This is a genomic window from Mucilaginibacter sp., assembly GCF_025362475.1.
Classification (GTDB): Bacteria; Bacteroidota; Bacteroidia; order Sphingobacteriales; family Sphingobacteriaceae; genus Mucilaginibacter.
Map to the genome: position 1 here is coordinate 25,517 of NZ_JANYGH010000049.1, position 26,084 is coordinate 51,600.

Consider the following 26,084-nt stretch of genomic DNA (forward strand, 5'->3'; position numbering starts at 1 on the left):
GATTATGGTGGAAAAATACATTTTCCATGATCTAAGGGCTTGATTTTATGATGTCCCCCGGTCGGGTAGCCTCTCCGAGACAAAATATCTTATAACCATCTTTTTCTACAAGCAGGTTATCCCTACGGGATATTTTTTCGTCAATTTACAATTTCTTAGCAATTTCAAATGCCCCGGAGAGGCTACATATTTGTAGAAAAACGTCAGAAATATTCTTTTGCTCCATAGGAGCTACCCTAATTTCGGTGCCATTGTAGCACTTCCTGAGGTTATCGCTTTAGTCTTTTTCCATTGTTTGAGGACACAAACAACAATGAAGATAAATCGATTCTAAGAAAAACAAGCGACCTGACATGGCGTCTTTGCGCGAAACCTCTTAACTTGATGGTATCTCAATTATCTTGCTTATAAACACTGCAGTCCTATCGGTCGTGATCATATTTTTTTTCTTTAAAATTAACTGCGACACAAGCGTATCACAAAAAAGATACATCTCCTAAAAATCCTTTAACAAATCATCTAATGGCATATTTTTCAGTTTTATGCCTGCGTTCCAACCGTATTAAAATATACATAATATACTATTAATCAGTTATTTACGAACATTTCTATTGTTATTTACGTTTAAAATAACATAGATTTGTTTTACAATTATAAACCAGACATAAGCCTGTCTTCCTGAAAAACTATTTTGAGCTATGCTATTTTGCCTGCGTTCAAACTACTGTATTTTAAGCATTGGTTAAATCAATAAAGCGATTTAGCAGATGCGTAGCCAGCTTTTTGCCATGGAATTTTGTGTGCAATCAATTAAACCAAATAATAATTTTATGAAGATCAATTACAAATTCAAGTGGCTGGCAGTCCTCACCCTGCTACCTGCTGTCCTGTTATTTTCCTGTAAAAAGGATGCTAATACCGGAACGGCAAACGCCCAGACAAAAACCGGAACAGTAGCCCGTGCCGCCAATGAAGTGGTGAATGCATGGGTAACCACATCCGATCAATCGAAGCTTTTGCAGGCACAAACCAGTTTTAACTTTGCTGCAGACGCGGGCACAAATGCCACAACTGTAACAGTTGACGAGAATACCACTTACCAGGGTATTGATGGTTTCGGTTTTACTTTAACAGGCGGTAGCGCCGGTTTACTAAACGGTCTTGGCGGCAACCAGGCCGCTGTTTTAAATGAACTTTTCGGCACCGCGAACGGGCAGATCGGTATCAGCTATCTACGGATCAGCATTGGCGCGTCAGACTTGAGTTCCAGCGATTTTACTTACAACCAGGTGGCAGGCGATGTGAATATGACCAATTTCAGCATCAGCCAGGAAAACCAGGATATGCTGCCCATCCTGAAAAAGATTATCGCCATCAATCCATCCATTAAAATTATTGCCACCCCCTGGACGGCCCCAACCTGGATGAAGGTTAACACAACAGGCAATAATGGCTATACAGGCGGCAGTTTAAATACAGCTTATTATGATGCCTACGCCCGCTATTTTGTAAAATACTTGCAGGCCATGCAGGCACAGGGTATTACTATTGATGCCATTACCCCGCAAAACGAGCCGCTAAACCCCTATAACAACCCAAGTATGGTGATGCAGGCAACGGAGCAGGCTACTTTTATTAAAAACAATCTTGGTCCGCAAATACGGGCGGCCGGTTTTGCCACCAAGATCATCGCTTATGATCATAATGCCGATGTGCCCAGCTACGCCACCACTGTTTTAGGCGATGCCGGCGCTAATTCTTATGTTGATGGTTCCGCTTTTCACCTGTATGCAGGTGACATCAACGCGTTAACAACTGTTCATAATGCCTACCCCAATAAAAACGTTTATTTCACCGAGCAGTGGGTTGGCGCGCCAAGCAATTTTGGCGGCGACCTTTCATGGCATGTAAATACCCTCATTATTGGCGGTACCCGTAACTGGAGCCGAAACGTATTGGAGTGGAACCTGGCTGCCGACCCCAATAATAACCCGCATACCGCAGGCGGTTGCAGCACTTGCCTGGGTGGTATAACCGTAAGCGGAACTTCTATTACCCGCAATGTTGGTTATTATATTATTGGTCATGCCGCCCGTTTTGTTAGACCGGGGGCTATGCGTATTTCTTCCAACCTTTCTGGCAGTATCCAAAACGTAGCCTTTAAAAACTCCGATGGCAGCAAGGTGCTAATCGCGCTTAATAATGGCTCATCTGCAGTTAGTTTTAAAGTTAAATGGGGTACAGAATCATTCACTTATTCTTTAGCAGCCGGTGCCGTGGCAACCTTTAAATGGAGTGGTACCCAATCAAGCGGATCGTCATCCGGTGCTCCTATTGGCTCTGTTATTACATTGAAAGGCATCAATAACCAATATGTAAGCAGCGAAAACGGTACCGTGGCCATGAACTGCAACCGCCCAACCGCTTCTGCATGGGAGCAATTTACTGTGGTTGATGCCGGCGCAGGCAAGATAGCCTTACAAGGCATGGGCAAATATGTATCATCAGAAAACGGCACACAAGCCATAACCTGTAACCGCGCTACTTATGGCGATTGGGAGAAATTTGACTGGGTGGTTAATGCCGATGGTAAAATATCATTGAAAGGCAACAACGGCAAGTACATCTCGAGCGAGAACGGCACCCAGGCCATGACCTGTAACCGCGCCACCATATCTGGCTGGGAAGCTTTCGGGGTAAATCAATAATTAAACTTGTGTAATTAAAAAAAATGTCATTTCGATAGAGCAAGAGGGGAAAAGAGCGGTGGGGCGAAAGAGAAACTGTTTCTTGAGCGATAGCGAAAAATCTTATGCGATTTTCATACAAACTTTGCAGATGGGTCTTGCAGGGCGCAGAAGATTCCTCCTCGTACCTCGTTCGGAATGACATTTTTTTTGGGAAGAGTAGAATTAATCATCAAAAATCGCAATCCACCAATTTTATAATACAAAATACCAACCTTATGAATCAATTCTTAAATTATGCAAAAGGAGCCTTTACGGTAATGGCCCTTGCCACTTTGGCCATTGCTTGTAAAAAGGACGCGAACAAGCAAGCACCCGCAACCGCGAACACCCAAACCAACCAGGCCACCACGCCGAGGGCGGCAACACTGGTATGGAGCGATGAGTTTAATGGCACCAGTGTAAACACCGCCAACTGGAACCTGGACAACGGCAACCCAAACGTGAATAACGAGAAGGAATACTATCAATCAGCCAATGCTATTGTATCGGGTGGTTATTTAACCATTACTGCCCGCAAGCAAACAGTGGGCGGTCAGCCTTATACATCGGCCAAACTAACTACTGCCGGTAAATTTCAGCCAACTTACGGGCGTATCGAGGCCAGCATTAAGCTGCCTGCAGTACAGGGAACCTGGCCAGCTTTCTGGATGCTGGGTGCCAATATAGGCACAGCAGGCTGGCCGCAATGTGGCGAAATTGACATTATGGAGCAGGTAAATACCTCGAATACTATTTTAGGCACGATGCATTGGTATGTTAATGGGCATAGTCAATACGGTGGCAGCACCACTACTACACCAACGGGCTTCCATACCTATGCGGTGGAGTGGGATACCAATTCTATCAAATGGTATGTTGATAATACACTTTATGTAACCGGTAATATTGCCAACAACATCAATAATACAGGGGCTTTTCATAATCCATTTTTCATCATCCTTAACCTGGCTATAGGTGGCGATCTGCCGGGCAATACCATTAACGATGGTGCTTTGCCTTGCAACATGGTGGTTGATTATGTACGCGTTTATGATCTTTCGGGCAGTACAACTTCTCCTCCTATCGGTTCAAACATCACCCTTAAAGGTTTCAATAACCAATATGTAAGCGGCGAAAATGGCACGCAAGCCATGAATTGTAACCGCCCTACAGCTTCGGCATGGGAAACATTTACGGTTGTTGATGCCGGTGGCGGCAAAGTTGCCTTGCAAAGTATGGGTAAATATGTATCATCAGAAAACGGCGTACAGGCTATTACCTGCAACCGCGCCACTATTGGCGACTGGGAAAAGTTTGACTGGGTGCCCACTACCGATGGTAAAGTAACCCTGCGGGGCAATAATGGCAAATTTATCTCCAGCGAAAATGGCACACAGGCCATGACCTGCACGCGTGCAACCGCTTCGGACTGGGAGTCATTTGGGATAAATCAATAGTTATCAATTATATTTAGCCTGCCTTCAACTACAAGGCAGGCTAATTTTTACCCGATGAAGAAACTTATAGTTTTTGTTTCAATACTGATGTGCTGCATTAAGCCCCTGCATGCCCAGATGATACAAAAAAAACTACAGGTGGATGTATCAACAGGTTACCAGCAGGAAAACTTTCACTGGTCCATATCCGGCAACATCAGCGGGCAAAATCCAAATGTTCTTTCTGAACTTAAATGGACAAAAGTTGGAGGACAAAATATTGCGGCATCCGCAAGCTGGAATTTTTCCAAACGATTGGTTATCTATGCCGATTACTCCCGGCAATTTATATCATCTGGCACGGTAAACGATGCTGACTATAGCGGAGATAACCGCAGCAATCCCACCTATAATGAAACCTTTAATGCCAACGGGGGCAACACCAGTTTATGGAATCTGGGGGCTGGCTATATTATTTTTAACTCGGGCCGCTTTAGCCTTACCTCCATTTTAGGCTACACCGAAAGTAAAGAGTCTCTACGCCTGCTTGATCGCGGCAATATGTTTCCCAATCTTAATAGTTCCTATTCGCCGCGTTGGAAAGGTGGCTTCCTTAAATTAACACCATTTGTATCTATCATCAAAAGGCTTGAATTTAAAGCTGACATCACCTATCAACAGGTAGGCTACAATAGCAACGGCAACTGGAATTTGATCACCAGTTTTCAGCACCCCATTAGCTACCAACACCACGCTAATGGTTACGGCATACAAGCGGGCGGCAAATTGAGTTACCATATCACCAACACCGCTGCTATAAACCTTGGCGGCGGCTATTTTACATGGCAAACCGGTAACGGCACCGATGTACTTTACCTCAGCACTGGCGAGGTTGATAAAACCCAGCTGAACAGCGTGTCCCGAAATGGTTTCCAGGTATACGGTGGACTTAGTTTGATGTGGTAGAGCTAACAAAGCCTGCCTATTTCTCATCACAATTTGTAGGGAATGCATTATTCTATAAATGTTTTTTTGTTTAGTTTCGGATAGAATAAACCACGCTGTTTTAAACCATAACACCTTTCCTGATGAAGATTAAGTTTTTACTCTCGCTTTGCCTGTGTTTTCCTGCCTCGGTATTATTAGCACAATCGGCCAAAAACTATCATGTAAAATCACCCGACGGAAAAATTGACCTGGGCATCAACACCGGCACTACAATCAGCTGGTGGGTAAAGCATGAGGATGCGGAGGTTATCACACCATCAACCATATCAATGACTTTGGCTGGTGGTGATATATTGGGTAAAAGCACGGTAGTTAAATCGGCAAAGACTTCATCTGTAAATGAGTATTTTAATACCCCCATCTACAAAAAAGACAAAGTACACGATCAATATAACCAGGTTACCCTCAGTTTTAAAGGCGATTATAGCGTGGTATTCCGGGCTTATAACGATGGTGTAGCTTACCGCTTTATCACCCAAAAAAAGGGAGATATCACGATAGTTAACGAGGAAGCCAACTTTAACTTTAAGGATGATGACAAAGCCTACCTGCCCTTTGTAAACGATTTCAGGAACAAAGATAAATGGACCACCTCCTTTGAGGCCCTGTATGATAACATCAATATATCCGCAGTAAAGAAAGATACACTTGCCTTTTTACCCATTTTGGTTGATGTTGGCAGCCCCCGCAAAGCTGCAATTTTGGAGGCCGACCTGGAAAACTATCCCGGCATGTATTTAACCAGCGATGGCGTAAATAGTAAAAGCCTAAAGGGTGCATTTGCTAAATACCCTACCGTTGAGCAAACCGGTGGCTACGCCAATATGAATTATGTGGTTAATGGTCGTGCAGATTATATTGCCAAAACTACCGGCAGCCGCAGTTTCCCATGGCGTGTAGTGATTATCAGCACCGAAGACAGGCAACTGGCCAATAGCGATATGGTGCAGAAACTGGCGTCACCCTCACGCGTAGCGGATTTATCATGGATTAAGCCGGGCAAAGTAGCCTGGGACTGGTGGAACGACTGGAACATTACTCATGTAGATTTTAAAGCTGGTATTAATAATCCAACCTATAAATATTATATTGATTTTGCATCAGCCAATAAAATAGAATATGTGGTGCTGGACGAAGGATGGTCGAACATTGTGGATCTTAACCAGATTTCGCCGGAGATCAACCTGCAGGAACTGTTAGATTACGCTAAACAAAAGAATGTTGGCCTTATTTTGTGGACCAGCTGGTATGCCCTTACCCGCCAAACGGATGCAGCCTTTGCCAAATTTTCGCAAATGGGAGTGAAGGGGTTCAAGATAGATTTTATTGACCGCGACGATCAGAAAATGGTTTCATCACTATATGAAATAGCACAAAAAGCCGCCGACCACCATCTACTGGTTGATTACCACGGGATGTACAAACCCAGCGGCATCCAGCGCACATTTCCAAACATCATCAATTTTGAGGGGGTAAAAGGCCTGGAGAACGTAAAATGGGGCGTAACCAATCATCCGGGTTATGATGTAAGCATTCCCTTTATCCGCATGCTATCTGGGCCTATGGATTATACGCCCGGCGCTATGAGAAACTCAAGTAAAGCTAATTTCCGCCCGGTTAATGGCAATCCAATGAGCCAGGGTACACGCTGCCACCAATTGGCTATGTACACCATATTTGAAGCGCCACTGCAAATGCTGGCCGATAACCCTACCATATACACCAAAGAGCAGGAAAGTACCGATTTTATAACCTCCGTACCCACCACATTTAATGAAACCGTAGCCCTTGATGGTAAAGTTGGCGAATTTGTAGCTATTGCCCGCCGCAAAGGCACTACATGGTATACAGGAGCCATGAGCAACTGGGATGCGAGGGAACTGAGTATTGACCTCGCGTTTTTAGGTGATGGCGACTATAAGGCAACCATATTTGAAGATGGCGTTAATGCCGATAAGGATGCTACCGATTATAAACGAACAGTGGTGAACGTTACATCGAAAGATAAATTACCGGTTAAGCTGGCACCCGGCGGTGGCTGGGCAGCAAGGTTTGAGAAAGTAAATTAAAATACATAAGTGACTAATATTCAATATGATTAAAACTTAGATTAAGCACTTAACGACTATCGTAGCTTAAAAGATGTTTTATAGTTTATAATTAAAGTGCTTATTTTGCGCCAATCTATAAATTATGATTAGGAGAATACATCGGCATGTGAGGACTGCCCGTTTCATTGTTTATAAAGAAACGCTTGTTGATTATAAAGAACATCTGTGGACTTTTATAGGTTCGTTTTTAGGAATAGGGATCATAGGTTTTTTTAGCAGTTTTTATTTTAGTGCTGCAGATAATTTATTCCTCATTGGTTCATTTGGAGCATCGTCGGTATTAATTTATGGCATTATTAATAGTCCGCTGGCGCAACCGCGTAATTTAATTGGCGGGCACGTAATATGCGCGCTTGTTGGTGTTACCATGCATAAGCTCATTCCTCATGAAATATGGCTGTCATCGGCCCTGGCGGTGTCCGTTTCAATCGTATTAATGCAGATCACCAAAACATTGCATCCTCCCGGCGGGGCTACGGCCTTGATTGCCAATATTGGTTCGGCTAAAATCCAGGCTTTAGGCTACCTGTATGTATTAAGTCCGGTATTATCTGGCGCGATAGTGTTATTACTTGTTGCCCTGCTTGTTAACAACATGACAAGCCATCGCAAATATCCAAATAATAAAAAATGGTATAAGGTATGGCGCAGGTACCAGCGATAGTTGAAACTAAATGCTTGTTTCCTCGGTAAGCTTAATCAACATATTTTCGTTTTTTATGAGGATGCTTTTCCCGGCAACTTCTATGATCTTTTCTTCAATCAGATCGTTAATAGTGCGGAATAGTGATTCATACGCGGCGCCGGTAAAAGCAGCCAGGTCCTGCCTGCTGAGGTCGATATTTAAAAACCCTTCCCCATTTAAACCAAATTTATTTTTCAGAGAGATGAGGGCTTGGGCAACACGGCCTTTAACAGGCATGTGGGCTAAATTCCGCATTCTCTTTTCTGATTCCTGCAGCTCATTGGCAAAAAATCGCATGAGCTTTATTACAAAGTTATTGTTAACGTTCAGGGTAGATTCCAGGAAATTCATACCAATATAGCAGATCATCCCGGCTTCGATAGCTGTTGCCGATACAGGGTAAAAACCAGTATCGCCCAGCCCAAGATGACCAACTATATCTCCTTTTTGTGCAAAACGTAATATCAGCTCCTTTTCGGCATCCCACTTTTTATGAACCTTTATTTTGCCCTCATAAACAAAGTAGATTCCCGTAACAGGGTCGCCTTCCTTAAAGATCACCTCCCCTTTTTTTACCACATGGTTTTCCCTGCGGGCCGCAATAACCGGAATCCAATCACTTAAACAATGCATGCATAAAAAGCAGCTTTTTAAATCACAGATGTTTTTACTTTTCGCCATTTATGAATGCCTGTTAGCGGGAATTAATTAAGTGTGCTAAATTATTAAAAGTAACGGCCTTTTGGTTGCTCCCATGTAGCCATGTTAAAAATAGCTCCCAATATCACAATTACCGATCCTGCAAATACCGGCCATGGGAACGATTTTATGCCATTGATGTAAATTGTCCACCGGTGCGAATCAACGGCATTAACTGTATTTAAATTGGTAAAGGTTAAAAAACCTATAATAATGATAATAACTCCTACAGCCATTAATACAAAACTGAATTTTCTCATGATGCTACCCTCGTCATATTTTTTGATTAATAAAAGCCCAAATCTTGTAATAAAATATTGCACATGCAATATAAAATTGAAAAATAAATTTACAAAACTCATTTTTTCATTACCTTTGCAATAAAATAGCAATTAATTACAAAAGCTACTATCATTCCAGGTGTTGGTCATGAAACAAAAAGAAACAGGTATCCCAATCTCCCCCTCCTTAAATTACATTAGTAAAGTAAACATAAGTCACGCCGCCAAAAAAAGGCTTTTTTATATATCCATCTTATCGGTTATTGTGGCTATGGCCATAAGTATCATAGCCAAAGGTTTAGTTTTCCTCATCAACATAGTAACCAATATTTCATTTTACGGATTACTGGATATTCATTTTCATAGCCCGGCTGCCAATCATTTAGGGTTATGGGTTATTTTAGTACCCGCCATAGGGGGCATTGCCGTAGGTATAATGGCACTATATGGTTCAAAAGCCATCAGGGGGCATGGTATACCCGAGGCTATGGAGCAAATACTGGTAAATCAAAGCAAAATAAAGCCTTCTATCACTTTTTTGAAGCCTATATCATCGGCAATAGCAATTGGTACTGGTGGCCCCTTTGGCGCTGAAGGACCTATAATTGCAACAGGTGGCGCGCTGGGTTCTACCCTGGGCCAGTTACTAAAAATCACCGCTAACGAACGCAAAGTTATATTGGCAGCAGGCGCAACAGCGGGTATGTCGGCAATATTTGGTACACCTATAGCAGCCGTGTTATTGGCCATTGAGTTGTTGCTGTTTGAGTTTTCGCCAAAAGCGATTTTACCTGTCGCATTGGCTTGCATAACAGGTGCTGCGGGGCATCACTTTTTATTTGAATCCGGCCCGGTTTTCCCTATGCCCAATTTAGTTGCACCCACAAATGGCGCATTGGCTATTTACAGTGGCATTGGTTTGGTAATTGGATTTTTATCATTGGGAGTAACCAAAATTGTTTATTTAATTGAAGATTGGTTTGAGAAATTACCTATACACTGGATGTGGTGGCCCGCTATAGGCGGTTTAGCCGTAGGCTTAATTGGCTATTTCGCACCACATACATTAGGTGTAGGCTATGATAATATTATCAGCATTTTATCGGGCACGCTCTCGCTGGTACTGATAATCCGGCTGTGCTTTTTTAAATTTCTTTCATGGGCCATCGCCCTGGGCAGCGGAACATCCGGCGGAACACTGGCTCCTTTGTTAACTATTGGCGGAGCTACCGGGGCTATATTGGCCGCCGTTATTTTAATGTTTTTCCCTAACGCAGGCATCACCATCCCTATGGCAGCGTTGCTGGGCATGTCATCTATGTTTGCCGGGGCATCAAGAGCCTATCTAACCAGCATCACTTTTGCACTGGAATCAACCATGCAATCAAACGCCTTACTTCCATTACTTGGCGCTTGTACAGCATCCTACCTGGTATCGTTCTTTTTAATGGAAAATACCATCATGACCGAAAAAATAGCACGCAGAGGAGTAGCCACCCCGGTTTCATTTGAGCCGGATGTACTTAGTAAGCTTTCTCTTGCAGAGGTTATGAACAAGGACGCCATTATATTAAGTGCCGAAAACTTAATCAGAGAGGTGAAAGAACGACTATTAGCCAATAAACCAGCCGTTAACGATTTTATTGTTGTAGATGATAAAGGAACTTTTATGGGAACCGTTAAACTGGCAGATATCTATAACAACGAACAAGGCGATAAATTAACTATCGGTAACATCATCAATTCACCCGCATTGGTTATAAACAGCGAAACAACGCTACGACATGCGGTAGAATTAATGGCAAAACATAAAGTGGACCTCGTTCCTGTGATATCGGCAGATCATAAGATCACCGGCACCTTATCTTATAAGGAGATAATTGCTGCATATGGTTCGCATATTCACGACGGGGATAAAACCCGGTTATCTATCTCCCTAAAACGACAACGATTAAAGATCCTGATCAAAGGGCGCAAAATATTGAACATCGAAAATTAACATACCCTTTATTAAATGTTTAAGCGGTATTCATTCTTCTGCCTTAATAATATTATCTGTTATATTGCACAGGTTATTTCCGCAGTCCTGAGCATATATAAATGAAGAGAGTACTTCCTGTAATTGTAATATCGCAGTTTTTTTGCACATCGTTGTGGTTTGCAGGAAATGCCATCATGGGCGACATTGCTAAACAATTACAACTTGAACCAGCCTATTTAGGCCATGTAGCAAGCGCTGTACAATCAGGATTTATTATTGGAACATTGCTATTCGCGATTCTAAGCATATCTGATCGTTTTTCATCTTCTAAGGTTTTCTTTGCCTGCGCCATCATAGCGGCGGCTATTAATTTAGGGATATGTGCAACAGGCTTAACACCAGCCATGTTATTAACTTTTAGGTTTATGACCGGGTTTTTCCTGGCAGGCATCTATCCTGTTGGGATGAAAATTGCTTCAGACCATTATCAGCAGGGGCTTGGAAAATCCTTAGGCTTTTTAGTAGGTGCTTTAGTTATCGGCACAGCCTTTCCGCATTTGCTAAAAAGCATAACAGCAACTTTGCCCTATAAATATGTCATATTTTCAACCTCATTGTTATCCGCAATTGGGGGCCTGGCTATGCTTTTATTGGTACCCGACGGCCCATATCGCAGCCCCGGTCAAAAATTAAAACCGGGCGTTTTTTTGAAAGGATTTAGTGACAGAAAATTCAGGGCAGCTGCTTTTGGATATTTCGGACATATGTGGGAGCTGTATGCCTTTTGGATGTTTGTGCCAATAATATTAACTACCTATAAAAGCCATTACCCTTTAGCTGATTTTAATATTCCGTTTTTATCATTCCTGATCATCGCAGCCGGATCTGTATCCTGCGCTTTTAGCGGGATTTTATCGCAATACTTCGGGGTAAAGAAAACGGCAACCGTCGCATTATTTTTATCGTGTACCTGCTGTTTGATTTCTCCACTGTTGTTGCTTACCAACTCGGCAATTACGCTGATTATATTTTTGTTCATCTGGAGTATGGCCGTTATTGCTGATTCTCCTATGTTTTCAACATTAATTGCCCTCAATGCGCCGCAGGAATCAAAAGGCACTTCACTAACTATTGTAAATTGTATAGGTTTTTCCATTACCATTATCAGCATTCAATTAATTACGGCTTTATTGAATGAAGCAAATGCCCGCTACATTTATATGCTACTGGCAATAGGACCAATACTGGGGCTCCTTGCATTGATGCCCGGTAAAAGTGCAGGGCAGGGCAATCCGATATAAAATAAAACTATATCCAATTACAACAAAAAAAGGAAGCCCAGATCATTTGACCCAGGCTTCCATTTCTGTTATTTTAATTTGTTGGCTTAATTAAATCTCAAATTAATGCTTCCACTGGAGGCGTCTGCGCTTACGGGTATGCCACCGCCATTTACGCTTCCCTTTATATGATCTTTATCCCATTGCCCACTAAAGCCACTTATTTTTGAGGGATGCTGGTTGATGGCATCAGCCCGGATATCCAGATCAAGCCCTTGTTTAAGCGGCAACTCCAGATCGATATTGCCCGAGCTTACATCCAGCTTCAAGTATTTACCTACCTTGTTAATTTGCGCGCGCAGGCTACCCGCGCTTGTGGATGCACTCAGGCTACAATTCATCTGTTTAAGATCAATACCTCCGCCAGATGTACTGGTGATCAATTCGCCTTCTATATTATTGCCTTCAACCCCGCCGCCGCTGGTTTGCGCATTAATGGTTCCTTTTAAATTTTCGAGGCGTAATCCGCCACCGCTGGTTTCAAGTTTTATTTTGCCGGTACAGTTTTTTGCAATAATGCCGCCACCGCTGGTTTGCAGGTTGATGTCATCGCCAGAGTTGGATACCATTATGCCTCCACCCGATGTATTACCGCGAATGGTGCCGAAAAGCTTATCAACTTGTAAACCGCCACCACTGGTAGTAAACTTTTCATTCCCCTTCAAATTATCTAACATAATACCGCCGCCGCTGGTTTTCAGATCTGTAGCTGTTTGTGCCGGCACATATATTTTAAAGGAAATGCTGATCGACCGCTTCCAGTTAAAATTTTCGTGTTTGTTTTTCGCGATAGCCCGTACCTCATGGCCGGTAACAGCAATACTCAGATCATAATCTTCATCCAAGCGTTTTTTAACCTCTTCCTTTGAAAGCTCACGCCCGTTATTCCCCCTGATGTAAACCTCTACTCGCGGCGTTTCACCGCTTTTGCCGCTTACAGATATACCACCTGCAGATGTGTTTACAACTACACTATTTATGGCATCATTTGCCAATGATTTGGTAAGATATGGTGTTTTGCCTTCACTATCCTGTGCTAAAGCAGCAACAGTTTGGCCGGCAAGGAAAAATAATAAAAGATACTTTTTCATATGCATTGAATTGGTTTGTATATAAGACATATACATAATCCAATTCGTTGCAGGGAAATCCAATTTTATTTGTGATATAACCGGACAGAAAGCTTCTTAGTTCAAATCCGGGTATCCTTATTCCTTATGCCTTTTTATTTGTGGCCCGTACTTTTGCTACTTCGGTCGCCTTTACAGCGCTCGCCTTATTACCAAAACTGCTCCTTACATAAGTAAGCACATCGGCAATCTGTTGATCTTTTAAATCATCATGAGGCGTCATCGCATTTGAATAGGTGTTCCCGTTTATTTCCACATCTTCATTAAACCCGTTCAATACAATTTTTATCAAGGTTGTTTTATCCCCAAGTACGTAGGATGTTTTAACCAAGGGCGGATTTAAGTTTTGCACCCCGCCACCGTCGGCCATGTGGCAGGGCAGGCAAACACTTGTATAAACAATTTTACCGCGCAAAACAGATGTTCCCGAAACCGGGCGATGCTGTGCTTTTTTTACCTGTGCCAGCGAACAGTTTATGGATAGGGGTATTAATGCCAATAATATGCCAACTACTTTGATCTTCATTAATTATTTTTTATAGGTGATTTTATAAATTGTTCCTTTTGAATCATCGCTTACATATAATGATCCGTCGGCGCCTTGAGCCAGGCCGCATGGGCGGTGTTCTGCTCTGCCGGCTGCTGCCTGTTCAGGTGTACCTGCAAAACCATCAGCAAAAACTTCCCATTTACCATCGGGCTTACCATTTTTAAATGGCTGAAAAACAACAAAATATCCAGCCTGAGGTTCTGGCGCCCTGTTCCATGAGCCATGGAATGCGATAAAAGCGCCATTTTTATATTTTTCTGGAAACTGGTTGCCTGTATAAAACAACAATCCATCAGGCGCAAGATGGCCAGGGTAAGCTGCTACGGGATCTATGTATTTAGCATCCGCCTCTTTTTCGCCATCGCCGCCGTACTCAGGGCCCATCATTTTTTTATGCTTTACATCGTCATAATAAAGGTATGGCCATCCGGCATTATCCCCTTCTTTTAGCGCATACATACATTCGGCAGGTAAAAGAGCCGATTGTTGAACGGTATAATATTTAGGGAAAAGATCATGCAAGGCATCTCGGCCGTGTTGCATTACAAAAAGCTGATTGTCTTCCTGGTTCCAGTCCAGCCCTACAACATTACGTAAGCCGGTCGCGAAACGCACCCCGTCACTTTGTTTTTGGTTTAATTTGTCGGTTTTAAACCTCCAGATCCCTCCGGCCGAATCTAAAATGGGGCAGCCCTTTTTCTCCGGGTCAAACTCACTGCAAATGTTTGAATATGCACCTATGTTCACATATAAATTTCCATTATCATCCAATGCAATCGCCTTGGGCCTGTGCCCTCTTTTGGTAACCAGGTTACCAACTACTTTTTCGGGATGTTCGGGATCTATAACCTCGTTGTTACTGTTTAGTTTAAAACGGTAAACATCCCTATCAGACGATGCATATAAATACCCGTTCTTAATACGAATGCCGGTTCCGCCAAACGCGCCGAAGCTTGTTTTTATAGCAGCCTTATCACCATTATCGTGTAGCACAACTATACCCTTCCCATCTTTGGGTCTATCAAGATGTACATAAATATCCCCTTGTGGAGTTACAACAAGATGCCTTGCGCTGCCCAAATTATCGGCAATGATATTGGCGCTAAAGTTATCCGGAAGTGTTAAACCCGCATTTACTAAATCACCTTTATGTTTTATGGTGCCTTTTTTTTCAATTTTGAACGACTGCAGCCCCACCGCTACAATAACGCTAAGGCAAAAGGCGATAGTTGTTTTTCTTTTCATGACAGGTTGAATTTTCAAGGGTAAAAATAACTTTTAGCTTCATCAGTAAAAAGCATGCATTAACTAATAAATCAATTAGTGTAATACAACGCAATTTAAAGCCACAATGAAACACTCAAATTTGTGAGCAATTTAAAGGACTTAAAAATGTAGATGTAATATGTGATACCAGCTTTGCATCTGCATAATCAGGTATCGAACTGATTTTTTTCCATTCAGCATCGCCGCCAAAAGCTTTCCAGTTACGGTCATGAGCTGCCATATCATCAAACGTAACCATGTAAATAAGGTTGGGCCTGTGATCACCAATGATAGTTTCGCCAAAAAATACCGGGTTAAAACCCAGGCGTTTAAAAATATCTATCTCCCCGGCGTCATTAAACATTTCCAGCTTTTTTTTTCCGGCGCTTTCTGTTGCATGTTCATAACGGCGCAGTTCAAACAGGCGATCTTTTTTTGCAGGCACATTCATTTTAGGCATGTGGGCAAATGCCGTTAACAGCGAGCTTTCTATCCTGTCATAAGCAGGCTCGGTAGCCGGCGCATTTAAATAAGCAGCGCCTGCATCCTTGTACGCTTTATCAGTTTCAAATTTTTGATTTATTGTGATAAAGGCGTCTATTGAACTGTACGGAATAAGTGCATATATTTTGGTTTGCCCTGCGGGTTTAAGCTCTTTAAAAACACCAATATTGGTTACACCAATCCTGTTCAATGCCGGAATTGCGGCTTTTTCAAAATAGTCTTCTACCAGTTTCTGCTGTCGTTCGCTGCTCAAATTATAGGTCCTTAGTTCATAAAACTCCGAACTGTTTTTCTTTAAGCTGTCGGCCGACATGGCAATTGATGGGAGCATGGCACCAGAAGTTGTAATTATAGTTGTTGCTAAAAATGAGCGTCTTTTCATAAATTTAATTGTTTATCAGGTTGAAATCGACACAAGCTAAACAATTAAAATTTATCATCATTAACTTCTATCCAATAATTATCAGGATCCTGCAGGTAGATCTGCTTTATACCGTCGGGCCTTATTTGCGGAGATTGTGAATCGCCTTTCCAATTCCCATACTTGATTTTCATTTGATCGAGGTGCTTTGCAAAGCCTGGAATATTAGTTACAGCGTATGCAAAATGACTATTTATATCATGATCGGTAACGGTAGTGGCTCCTTGTATAATGTGTAACTGGCTATGCTCGCCTGTTCTGAACCATACATGTTTACCATCATGAAAAGGTTCGGGTATTACTTTAAGTTGCATAACGTCCCTGTAAAACACCTCACTTTTACTTAAATCCTTTACATAAAGAGCAACGTGATTTGCCCGCGGCCCGGTTTGGCCAAATACATTTACACCTGCTATTAATAATAGCGTTAAAAAAGTTATTCTCTTTATCATGATTATTGACTTGTTATAGATATGGAACTGAATTGTGGACCATTTTTAAACGGGTGTTAAACATTATGGCTCCGCCTGTTTAACATTCTATTAAACATTTAGTACATAAAGTAAACTTAGGCAAATTCTTTATCAGAAAAAAAACGAGGTTAACTAATAAATAAATTAGCTGCCTAAAAAGCATTTCAAAATGGCACTGGTAAATCTGTAAAAAAAGAGACGCTGGATTTTACACCAGCATCCCTGCATTCATAGGTAATTAAGTTGTTAAGTTATATCGTTAAGATACCAGCTCCAGTTGGTTAAGATATCCGGAAATTATGGCCAGTTCGTCCTCTGTTAGTTCGATATCCAGGGCGCGGGCATTTTCAATAGCCTGCTCACTATTTCTGGCCCCTACCAGGGCAATGGTAATTCCGGGCTGTTGTAAGGTCCATAAAATAACCAGTTGGCTAAGTTTAATTTGCCTTTCTGCAGCAATTGGCTTTATCATGTTCAGGAAATCATCAGTCCTTTTTATATTTTCATCCTTAAAAAAAGATACATCTTTACGGTGATCTCCGCTGGCAAACTGATATCCGGGTTTTATTTTGCCGGTAAGCAAGCCGCGCTCTAACGGACTATAAGCTAAAATAGATTTTTGATTGCGAAGGCAGTAGGGCACCAGCTCATCTTCAATACCACGTTTTACCATGCTATATGGAACCTGGTTAGATGCCAGGGTAACGTATTTTTCAGCTTCGGCCATTTGGGCGGCATTATAATTGCAAACCCCGGCATAACGCACTTTTCCCTGTTCAATTAACCGCTCAACCGCTTCCATACTTTCAGCAATAGGCGTGGTTGTATCCGGCCAGTGTATCTGGTACAGATCTATGTAATCGGTACCTAATCTTTTTAAGCTGTCTTCACATTCTTTAATGATGCTTTCTTTTCCGGCATATTTATAAATGTCAATATCATCTCCATTATTCATTTTACTGCTAAAAGCAAAATCGCCCCTTTTAAGGTCCCAGCGCATGCCATACTTTGTTAATAGCTGGAACTTATCGCGCGGTAAACCTTTTATCGCCTCGCCAACGATATCTTCGCTTACACCCTGGCCATAAATAGGCGCAGTATCAATAGATGTAACACCAAGCGCATAAGAAGCCCTGATGGCATCAATGGCTTCTTGACGTTCGGTACCTCCCCACATCCATCCCCCGGCCGCCCATGCGCCAAAAGTTACTTCAGAAAGCCATAGGTCTGTGTTTTCTAATTTGCGGTATTTCATAGTTGTTCTTTAATTAAATTCCTTTTTTGTTTATTGCGTACAATAAACCATTTACATTCCCGTACATAAGGTATTATGTTTCAAGAGCCTCAAAGGAACAATAAATGATTTTTTATTTCAATATCTTATCAAGTAATTAGTACCTCATTAATAAGTTAGCATGACCGGAAGAAAACTTAGTTCAACCAATTTTCATAATCAATCATTCCTGGAAGAGAAATGTGCCTTAAATGAACTTATCTATTTATTAAGCAAAAGATGGATGACCGAGGTGCTTTTCAGTGTAGAGGAGGGCAACTCGCGTTTTACCACTTTAAAGGAAGATTTAGAGCACATCAGCGATCATATTCTTGCCGATAGGTTAAAGTTTTTGGAACAACATGAGCTTATACATAAAAGCTATATTCCGGCAAATCCTCCAAGAACCGAGTATACCCTTACGCCTAAAGGAGCAGAGCTCAGTTCATTGCTGGAAGGCTTATGCCAGTTTTCGGAAACTAAAATGCACTTTTAACAATCCCCTCCCGCAAAACAGCTAATTGATTTGTTAGCTGCGCTGCTTTTTGTTCCTTTATTCAATAAACTTACTTTTACCGGCATACATCTCTTATTACAGACGTAGTGTTTAATAATTATTAACCGTTTAATTGCCTAAAAAATTTGATTATGAAATTTCAATCGTTCCGATTTGCTTTGTGTTCCTGTTTATCTGTACTCTCGCTTTTTGCATCTGCTGCGGCATTTGCAAAGTCTCCCACCAGGAATTATTACCAAATAAAAATATATCATTATAAAACACAGTTGCAGGAAGAAAAAATTGAGCATTATTTACAAAACGCCCTTATGCCGGCATTGCACAGGGCAGGTGTAAAAGCAGTTGGCGTATTTAAACCCGTTACGCAGCAGGATACGAGCAGACTAATCTATGTTTTTACTCCTTTTACCTCCCTGGAAAAACTTTCAGCTAACGAGCGTGAATTACAAGCAGATGCTAAATTTTTAGCAGATGGCTCAGATTATATTAACGCGGATTATAAGGATATCCCCTACACCCGGATAGAAACTATAGTTTTGGAAGCTTTCCCGGGAATGCCCGGCACTGCAGTGCCCCAACTTACAGCCAGTAAAAACGAGCGGGTTTATGAATTGCGCAGTTATGAAAGCCCTACCGAGAAATACAATGTTAATAAGGTAAAGATGTTTAACAATGGCGACGAGATCAGCATTTTTAAAAACCTGGGATTTAATGCTGTTTTTTATGCCGAGGTTATTGCTGGCAGCCACATGCCCAACCTCATGTATATGACCACCTTTAACAGTAAAGAAGATAGGGATGAGCACTGGGATGCATTTAATAATGATCCATTATGGAAAGCCCTGGTGAAAAAAGCAGAATACCAGCACAATGTTTCGCATGCTGATATTATTTTTCTTCGTCCGGCTACTTACTCAGACTTTTAAACCATTATCAACAATTGATTTTACCCGATCATTATTGATAGTTTTAAAACTTACATTATTTAAAAATTGCAAGCGCTTGTTTAATTTCACAAGCCATATATTAAAACATGACCGATTACAAAGTAGAGGCTGCAAAAGCAGCGATGGAATTTATACAAGCCGGACAAACGATTGGCCTGGGAGCCGGCACTACTGTTTCGCACTTAGTAGCTTTGATATGCCAGGATAAAGACCTGGCCGACTCCCTCATTTTTACGTCATCCTCCTTTAAAACAACAAACTTATTGTTGGAAAATAAATTAAGGGTACAATCGCCAGCATTGTTAAAGCATGTAGATATTTATTTTGATGGATGTGACCAGTTTGATACCGAACTTAATGCTTTAAAAAGCGGAGGGGGGATCCATACCACCGAAAAAGTACTGGCTTCAATGGCCGATGAATTTATTTTAATGGGCGATGAGGGAAAGTTTGCCGATAAACTTGATAATACTTACCCCGTTGTAATTGAAATATTACCCCAGGCTTTACAGGTTGTACTTCATCAATTAAAATTATCATACCCCGGCGTTGAAGTAAAACTGCGTATGAGTACTCAAAAGGATGGGGCAGTTATCTCAGAAAATGGCAATTTACTTGCAGATGTGCATTTTGCCATTATTATGGAGCCCCAAAAATTGAACATCCAACTAAAGTTAATCCCCGGAATTGTTGATCATTCCCTGTTTTATAGAATGGCAACCAAATCTATAATTGCAGGAAAACTTGGCGTAAGCATCATAACGCCGGTTTATTTATAATCCATTTAAAGCCTCCACTTTTTGATGGAGGCTTTAAATAAATAGTAAAACCCACCTGCATTGAGCTTGTTAATGAGCGGAGGCATTGCACTACATCAATCACTGTCACTACTCAGATATTTGTTAGCCTCCTCTCATATCATCATTCTTTCTTATAACCTTTCGGAATAATCAAGTAAGGTATCGGCTGCCAAAATAGATGAGGCAGGATTTTGCCCTGTTATGAGTAAACCTTCGCGGGTTACAAAAGGCAACCAGTCCTCTCCTTTTTGAAAATTGGCACCTCTCTCTTTCAGCATGTCTTCCAGAAGAAAAGGTACCACCTTTGTCAGCTGGACGGCCTCTTCTTCGGTATTGGTAAATGCAGACACTCTTTTCCCCTTGATGAGCCATTCGCCATCAGGAGTCTTTACATTTTTTAAAGCTACCGGTGCATGGCAAACCAGTGTAACGGGTTTGCCGCTATTATAAAAAGATTCAATGAGTTTTATGGAGGCCTTATCATCAGGAAGATCCCACATCGGGCCATGTCCTCCCGGATAGAAAATTGCATCAAAGTCACTTGCAGAAACAGTACTCAATAATACGGTATTGCTTAGCTTGTCCTGTGTCTCCTTATCGCTATAATATCTTCTTGTGGCTGCCGTCTTATTTTCAGGAAGATCGCTCTTGGGATCAATCGGGGCCTGCCCCCCTTTAGGCGATGCAATAACAATTTTCTTTCCAAGGTCATGAAACTTGTAATAAGGTGCTGCAAATTCCTCAATCCACAGACCTGTTTTTTTGCCGGTGTTGCCCAACTCATCATGAGAAGTGACGACGAATAGAATTTTGTCGATTTTCATAATTGTTACATTGATAGTTTAATATGTTATTTATTAAATTTTAGTAGCCCGCATACCTGTTGTAAAGATTGCACTCCCATACTTGGCCGATTTAGCCGAATGTGAAATCATAGACTTCCACCTCTGGATCTAAAAATTCAATTTGAAATTCCCGGTCAATAATAGGTCCCTGCTGACGAATCAACTGGTACATACGCTGCTCAGTTACGGTTCCATTACCACTGCTGTCAACATCCAATCCATGCGCGGAACCGGGAGGATTCCCATCAATGAGCACACGAAATTTTATAGCAGTTCCTGGCATTGCCGGCCCCATAATTAAGTGAAGGTCGCGGGCATGAAAACTATAAATGATCTTGCCGCGTGCTTTGTGTAAGAAAAGACTCTCTTTTTTCATGCTCCACTCTCCCGAAAGCCCCCATTGATTAAGTTTCAGCTGTTTTGGTGCAAAATAAAGTACCTGCTTATCTGTATCCAACTCCACGGGGGATGCAAAACCATGCGTACGATTATAGCCGACATAATTTTCGGCCGATTCAAGATTACGCCAGTCGGCGGCGGCTTCAAATCTCTGAGGTTGAAGTGCCACTATTTTGTTAGAAACAGTTTTACCAGAAACTTCTTTTAATAGGTGCTGAATTTGCAATTCAGATTCATGATAATCACCCTCACCAAATTTTTGATACCGGATCCGCCCCTTCGCATCAATCAGATACAGCGCCGGCCAATACTCATTTTGGAAAGAATTCCAAATTTCAAAATTGCTATCTACCGCTACAGGATAAGCTATATTCATTTCCTTAATGGACCGGCTTATATTCTCCAATCTTTTTTCAAATGGAAACTCCGGCGTATGAACCCCAATAACAACCAGCCCCTGATCTTTGTACTTTGATGCCCATTCGCGGATATAGGGAAGTGTGCGTCGCCAATTAATGCAGGTGTACGTCCAGAAATCAATAAGAACGACTTTGCCGCGGAGATTTGCCAGCGTTAAAGGCTGGGTGTTGAGCCAGCCCGTTGCGCCACCGAGCGATGGCTCCATTTTTTTTGCGGACCCTTTATGTACCTGCGCCGTAGCCACGAAAATCGCCGCAAAAAATATCGTGGCGGCAGTCAAAAACATAGTTCGCATATAAGTGAATTGTTTAGACATTTTTTTAGGGATTTGTGAATAGTTAGTTTCAAAGGAGTTGAATGCTCCCTGTATGTTTTTTGATTCATGAACCCAATGACCATGCCCCGGCAATGATAAAATCACCTCACCAGGCGATCATTTGACCAGCGTAACAAGTGGCTTTCCTTTTTCCACTACATAGGTACCAAGCTCTTTCGCCTTACCTGTGCCAACGTTCTTTGCCGCATGGATCACTCCAGCCGGGATAAATAAAACTCCGCCGGCCTTGAGCGTTACTGGCGGCTTGCCCTCCACCTGATACTGCAACGAGCCTTCAAGTACATAGATGATCTCTTCGCCCGGATGTGTGTGTTTACCAAACGCAGCTCCGGGGTCGAAGTCAATGCGTACCTGGACCGCCTCGTGCCCGGGGGTGCCGAGATCGTGGCGCTGGAGCTCGGTGCGCTTAATTCCCGACTGTTGTGCAAGGGCCGAACCATGGATGATAAACACTGCCAGTCCAACAATTGCAATAGCACTGGCGAAGAAGTTTTTTTTGTTTTTCATTTTTCTAATGTTTTTATGGGTTTATGTTGGAAAGTAAAATATATCCCCGCTAACGGGCCTCTGCGTAGCATTACGGAACGCCTTAACGTGTGACATTTAAGATTGGTAGTAATCCAGCCCGAGCTCAAACCATTTTGAGTTTTCATCTCTTTGCGTTTTTAAATTACAATACCAGGTACGGCGGCGTTATTTAAGGGGATACGTCGTCTCCATTACATTTAATCAGACGCATGACTCAATAAGATCAATTGAATCATTTTTATTTTTGGCGGACCATTTATAAATGGCTATATAATTGGTCCTTACAGTTTAAAGAAACGTCTAAAATATTAGAGATCATAAAATTAGGAAAATCGGCCCTCATTATTTCGATAAAAAAAAACAATTAAACGGCGTAATTTGATAACCCTGAGCAACGATTATAAAGTTTGGGTTTAGCAGACAAAAAAACACGACCTAAGTGCCACAATCAGATAACAAAACACCTTAAATTTTCATAAAAGATCTCCTGGTAAAGCGCTATGTATTTCCATCATCTGATGGGTTCACATGACGAATGATTCCTTTATTTGATTAACACATGTTAAGACAAATAAGATTATCAATTAACTACATTAGTTACCGGGCCTTTGTGCCAATAGATCATGTAGCGGGCATCGTGTAATTTGTAAAACGGAATAAGTTCAAGGTTTTTAAACTTTGCCGGACTGATCAATTCTGCAGCCGTAAATGTTTGACCCTTTCCTTTTACCGGTTTTAGATACTTTGTCAAATCAGATGTGTTGCTGGTTAACACAGGCGCCGAATCAAGGGGATACATTTTACCCCGGGCACGGTAACCGCCAAACTGATCCGCATCGGCAATTAAATTATCCAGGTTGGCAGTATCGGTCTTTGCGGCTAATACAATCGGGCCATGCAAAAAGGCAACATAGTTGGAGCTATCTGGCAATTTTTCTGTACTTAAACCCATTGGCAGGCGTACGTCAATTACATCGCCTTTTTTCCACACTCGGGTTAGGTTTATATATGATCCAGCCCGGGCATCAACATTTACGCGAGCTCCGTTTATTTTTATCTGTAGCTTACCCGCGGCTACCCAGTTAGGGTAACGAACTTTAATACTAAAAGAGCCGGGTTTTACGGACTCAATCAAAAGGCGGGTAGTTTCATTATCCGGGAACTTCGTTGTTTGAGAAAGAACCAATCCCTGTGCTGCCCAGTTAAGCCGCGATGCAATAAATAGGTTCACATAAACATTTTTTTGCTGATAGCTGTAAATTAGCTCGCCATATTTACCATGATTTTCCATGCCCGAGCCTACACAACACCACATGGTTTCCTGCGGCTGCGAGTAAACACGGTAATGCTGGGGTCGCATTGACGTATAATAAACAAAGCCCCCGTGTGTAGGGTGCTGACTTGATAGAATATGATTATATAATACCCGCTCATAATAATCCATATATTTTACCTCTCCCGCATTTTCAAACAGGTGCCGGGTCAATTTCAGCATATTATAAGAATTACAGGTTTCAGGGCCTGCAACATCGGTGATCATTTTGGTGAAATTGCCGGTTGGATTAAAATGCTCATTCACGCTGTTGCCTCCAATAACTACAGTACGGTTATTGACCACCGTTTCCCAAAAAAACTGCGCTGCTTTCCCATAATCCTTATCACCGCCAACTTCTGCTATTCTTTGAAAGCCCACCGCTTTGGGTATCTGCATATTAGCATGTAAGTTATTCAATCGATCCTCGCCCAATATCAAGGGGTTTAAAATCTCCTTATGAGAAAACCTCCGGGCCAGTATTAAATACTTATCCTGGCCGGTAATAACGGATACATCGGCAAAAACCTCGTTTAATCCCCCATGTTCTGAAATCAGCATGGTTTGTATCTGTTCATCAGTTAAGCCACTGGCAACGCCGGCAATGTAATCTGTCAGTCGCACCAGTATTTCCTTTGCCATGGGCTTTCCAGCAATTAAATAGGCATCCCGTAAGCCTGCAAAAAGCTTATGAATATTATAAAGCGGAACCCATTTTTTATTTAGCGCAAAGGTATCGGCCTCAATTTTACCGGCGGCGATATCCTTCCACATCGCTGTCCCTCCGGGCGTACCTCCCAGGTAGCCGCTTCCTATTTTATCCTGGCAGCGTTTTAATTCCAACAGCATATAATCCAATCGCCTGTTTATCTCCGCATCATTGGTAGCAGCATACATATTGGACAGCGCCGATAAATAATGGCCGCCAATGTGACCATCTAACCCCGTGTTTTCCCAGTTACCATAGTTTTTCTTTTTGGGTGTTAAACCAGCTTCTGTAAGGTATGGAGCCAATAAACGGTCGGGATCTAAAGCCAGCATGTAAGTTTTATCCGTTTGTTGCGCATCCTTAAAAACTCCGGGCAATAAAGCAACCTGCTGCAGTTTGAATGCATGGAGAGAAGATTGTGCAGATGCCAATATTGGTTGAGCAAAACACACAACTATTAAAAGAAAGCGGGTCATTTTCCTGGTTATCATACTAAAGTATTTAAGTAATGGGAATTACGGATTGGTTAGCCAGTACCAAAGTTAACAAAGTTTAATAATTATTGTTATTATAACACTTATAATTCTTAATCGCCTGGCAGAATGGTAAATGTTTTAAACCCAATAAAATCTGCCATTAAAAGGGTTAATTCCTCCAGGGTCAGCACTACGCTTTTGTCCTGCAGGAGAAACAATTCCGATCTCTTTTATAGGTGATTTGGATTAATAGTTTAATGTACAATAGCAGTAATTTGTTTAAATTCGAACTCTGTGCATAAAAAAAGCAAACGTGTCGATAGAGAAACTAAGCCAACATTTTGATAATTATTTTCCGCTCAACGCTCAGGAACGAGATGAGCTGAATGCGCTTTTTATTGAAAGAAGTATTAAACGGCGGCAATTTGTATTGCAGCACGGGGATGTTTGCCGTCACTTTACATTTGTTGTATCCGGTTGCCTTAAAATGTATGCTGTTGATATCAATGGCAAAGAACATAACATACAATTTATTGCTGAAAATGACTGGGCTACCGATCTGAGCAGCTTTTATTCGGAAAAGCCAAGTCAACTTTATATAGAAGCCGTAGAACCAACCGCAGTGTTGCAAATCAGGCATGATGATGTATTACATCTATATACGACCTACCACAAATTCGACCATAATTTCAGGGTGATCATAGAGCAAAAATACATCGAATTACAAAACAGGGTGCTCCAAAATATCAGCTTTTCGGCCGAAGATCGTTATGAATACTTTCTAAAGCAATACCCTAAGCTGGCTGCCCGGCTCCCTAATACGCAGATTGCTTCTTACCTCGGCATTACCCCCGAATTTCTAAGTACCATCCGTAAAAACATCGCATACAAAGGATAAGTCTTAAAG

23 protein-coding genes are annotated in these 26,084 nt (G+C 41.9%); 11 read left to right on the top strand and 12 right to left on the bottom strand.

Annotated elements, in window-relative coordinates:
• Positions 1-830 precede the first annotated feature (830 nt).
• The 5 genes from Q0R88_RS16065 (at position 831) to Q0R88_RS16085 (ending at position 7,948) form a co-directional block, all read left to right on the top strand.
• Positions 831-2,708, top strand: a complete 1,878-nt coding sequence (locus Q0R88_RS16065) for a glycoside hydrolase family 30 beta sandwich domain-containing protein (protein ID WP_295717924.1) — start codon at positions 831-833, stop codon at positions 2,706-2,708.
• A gap of 257 nt (positions 2,709-2,965) precedes the next feature.
• Entirely contained in the window at positions 2,966-4,186 is a 1,221-nt protein-coding gene (locus Q0R88_RS16070) for a family 16 glycosylhydrolase (protein WP_295717925.1), read from the top strand.
• A 54-nt stretch (positions 4,187-4,240) separates the two neighbouring features.
• Complete coding sequence (locus Q0R88_RS16075; protein ID WP_295717927.1) at positions 4,241-5,131, top strand: hypothetical protein; 891 nt, start codon at positions 4,241-4,243, stop codon at positions 5,129-5,131.
• A 122-nt stretch (positions 5,132-5,253) separates the two neighbouring features.
• Complete coding sequence (locus Q0R88_RS16080; RefSeq protein ID WP_295717930.1) at positions 5,254-7,242, top strand: glycoside hydrolase family 97 protein; 1,989 nt, start codon at positions 5,254-5,256, stop codon at positions 7,240-7,242.
• A gap of 124 nt (positions 7,243-7,366) precedes the next feature.
• On the top strand, positions 7,367-7,948 hold the full coding sequence (locus Q0R88_RS16085) for an HPP family protein (protein WP_295717931.1): 582 nt from the start codon (positions 7,367-7,369) through the stop codon (positions 7,946-7,948).
• Positions 7,949-7,954: 6 nt separating this feature from the next.
• On the opposite strand, the gene Q0R88_RS16090 is transcribed toward Q0R88_RS16085, so the two are convergent.
• Together Q0R88_RS16090 and Q0R88_RS16095 are read right to left on the bottom strand one after the other, a co-directional pair.
• A complete protein-coding gene (locus Q0R88_RS16090; protein ID WP_295717934.1) occupies positions 7,955-8,602 on the bottom strand; it encodes a Crp/Fnr family transcriptional regulator in 648 nt (215 codons plus the stop codon).
• Positions 8,603-8,694: 92 nt separating this feature from the next.
• The gene (locus Q0R88_RS16095; protein WP_295717935.1) at positions 8,695-8,928 is read right to left on the bottom strand and encodes a hypothetical protein; all 234 of its coding nucleotides are present in this window, start codon (positions 8,926-8,928) and stop codon (positions 8,695-8,697) included.
• 169 nt (positions 8,929-9,097) lie between these two features.
• Here Q0R88_RS16095 and Q0R88_RS16100 point away from each other — a divergent pair, with 169 nt between their 5' ends.
• Positions 9,098-10,948, top strand: a complete 1,851-nt coding sequence (locus Q0R88_RS16100; RefSeq protein ID WP_295717938.1) for a chloride channel protein — start codon at positions 9,098-9,100, stop codon at positions 10,946-10,948.
• Between the two features lie 101 nt (positions 10,949-11,049).
• On the top strand, positions 11,050-12,231 hold the full coding sequence (locus tag Q0R88_RS16105) for an MFS transporter (RefSeq protein WP_295717939.1): 1,182 nt from the start codon (positions 11,050-11,052) through the stop codon (positions 12,229-12,231).
• An 86-nt stretch (positions 12,232-12,317) separates the two neighbouring features.
• On the opposite strand, the gene Q0R88_RS16110 is transcribed toward Q0R88_RS16105, so the two are convergent.
• The 6 genes from Q0R88_RS16110 to Q0R88_RS16135 form a co-directional block, all read right to left on the bottom strand.
• Complete coding sequence (locus Q0R88_RS16110; RefSeq protein ID WP_295717942.1) at positions 12,318-13,361, bottom strand: DUF4097 family beta strand repeat-containing protein; 1,044 nt, start codon at positions 13,359-13,361, stop codon at positions 12,318-12,320.
• Positions 13,362-13,485: 124 nt separating this feature from the next.
• The gene (locus tag Q0R88_RS16115) at positions 13,486-13,926 is read right to left on the bottom strand and encodes a cytochrome c (RefSeq protein ID WP_295717944.1); all 441 of its coding nucleotides are present in this window, start codon (positions 13,924-13,926) and stop codon (positions 13,486-13,488) included.
• Between the two features lie 3 nt (positions 13,927-13,929).
• Positions 13,930-15,195 carry a PQQ-dependent sugar dehydrogenase gene (locus tag Q0R88_RS16120; RefSeq protein WP_295717947.1) on the bottom strand — a complete coding sequence of 422 codons (1,266 nt, stop codon included), beginning with the start codon at positions 15,193-15,195 and terminating at the stop codon, positions 13,930-13,932.
• Between the two features lie 115 nt (positions 15,196-15,310).
• Entirely contained in the window at positions 15,311-16,102 is a 792-nt protein-coding gene (locus Q0R88_RS16125; RefSeq protein ID WP_295717950.1) for an NIPSNAP family protein, read from the bottom strand.
• 44 nt (positions 16,103-16,146) lie between these two features.
• Complete coding sequence (locus tag Q0R88_RS16130; RefSeq protein WP_295717952.1) at positions 16,147-16,593, bottom strand: VOC family protein; 447 nt, start codon at positions 16,591-16,593, stop codon at positions 16,147-16,149.
• Positions 16,594-16,873: 280 nt separating this feature from the next.
• The gene (locus Q0R88_RS16135) at positions 16,874-17,869 is read right to left on the bottom strand and encodes an aldo/keto reductase (protein WP_295717954.1); all 996 of its coding nucleotides are present in this window, start codon (positions 17,867-17,869) and stop codon (positions 16,874-16,876) included.
• A gap of 160 nt (positions 17,870-18,029) precedes the next feature.
• On the opposite strand from Q0R88_RS16135, the gene Q0R88_RS16140 reads away from it, so the two are divergent.
• The 3 genes from Q0R88_RS16140 to rpiA all read left to right on the top strand — a co-directional run bounded on the left by Q0R88_RS16140 (position 18,030) and on the right by rpiA (position 20,130).
• The gene (locus Q0R88_RS16140) at positions 18,030-18,383 is read left to right on the top strand and encodes a helix-turn-helix domain-containing protein (RefSeq protein ID WP_295717956.1); all 354 of its coding nucleotides are present in this window, start codon (positions 18,030-18,032) and stop codon (positions 18,381-18,383) included.
• Positions 18,384-18,535: 152 nt separating this feature from the next.
• The gene (locus Q0R88_RS16145) at positions 18,536-19,330 is read left to right on the top strand and encodes an NIPSNAP family protein (RefSeq protein ID WP_295717958.1); all 795 of its coding nucleotides are present in this window, start codon (positions 18,536-18,538) and stop codon (positions 19,328-19,330) included.
• Between the two features lie 107 nt (positions 19,331-19,437).
• Entirely contained in the window at positions 19,438-20,130 is a 693-nt protein-coding gene (gene rpiA / locus Q0R88_RS16150) for a ribose 5-phosphate isomerase A (RefSeq protein ID WP_295717960.1), read from the top strand.
• A gap of 152 nt (positions 20,131-20,282) precedes the next feature.
• Here the strand turns inward: rpiA and Q0R88_RS16155 are convergent, their stop codons facing one another.
• The 4 genes from Q0R88_RS16155 to Q0R88_RS16170 all read right to left on the bottom strand — a co-directional run bounded on the left by Q0R88_RS16155 (position 20,283) and on the right by Q0R88_RS16170 (position 25,192).
• A complete protein-coding gene (locus tag Q0R88_RS16155; protein ID WP_295717962.1) occupies positions 20,283-20,975 on the bottom strand; it encodes a type 1 glutamine amidotransferase domain-containing protein in 693 nt (230 codons plus the stop codon).
• 91 nt (positions 20,976-21,066) lie between these two features.
• Positions 21,067-22,131 (bottom strand): thioredoxin family protein, encoded by a 1,065-nt coding sequence (locus Q0R88_RS16160; protein WP_295717963.1) that lies wholly within the window; start codon positions 22,129-22,131, stop codon positions 21,067-21,069.
• Positions 22,132-22,248: 117 nt separating this feature from the next.
• Positions 22,249-22,659, bottom strand: coding sequence for a cupin domain-containing protein (locus Q0R88_RS16165; protein WP_295717965.1), 411 nt, complete (start codon positions 22,657-22,659; stop codon positions 22,249-22,251).
• Positions 22,660-23,260: 601 nt separating this feature from the next.
• Positions 23,261-25,192 (bottom strand): glycoside hydrolase family 127 protein, encoded by a 1,932-nt coding sequence (locus Q0R88_RS16170; protein ID WP_295717968.1) that lies wholly within the window; start codon positions 25,190-25,192, stop codon positions 23,261-23,263.
• 298 nt (positions 25,193-25,490) lie between these two features.
• Here Q0R88_RS16170 and Q0R88_RS16175 point away from each other — a divergent pair, with 298 nt between their 5' ends.
• Entirely contained in the window at positions 25,491-26,075 is a 585-nt protein-coding gene (locus tag Q0R88_RS16175) for a Crp/Fnr family transcriptional regulator (protein WP_295717969.1), read from the top strand.
• The last annotated feature ends 9 nt before the right edge of the window (positions 26,076-26,084 follow it).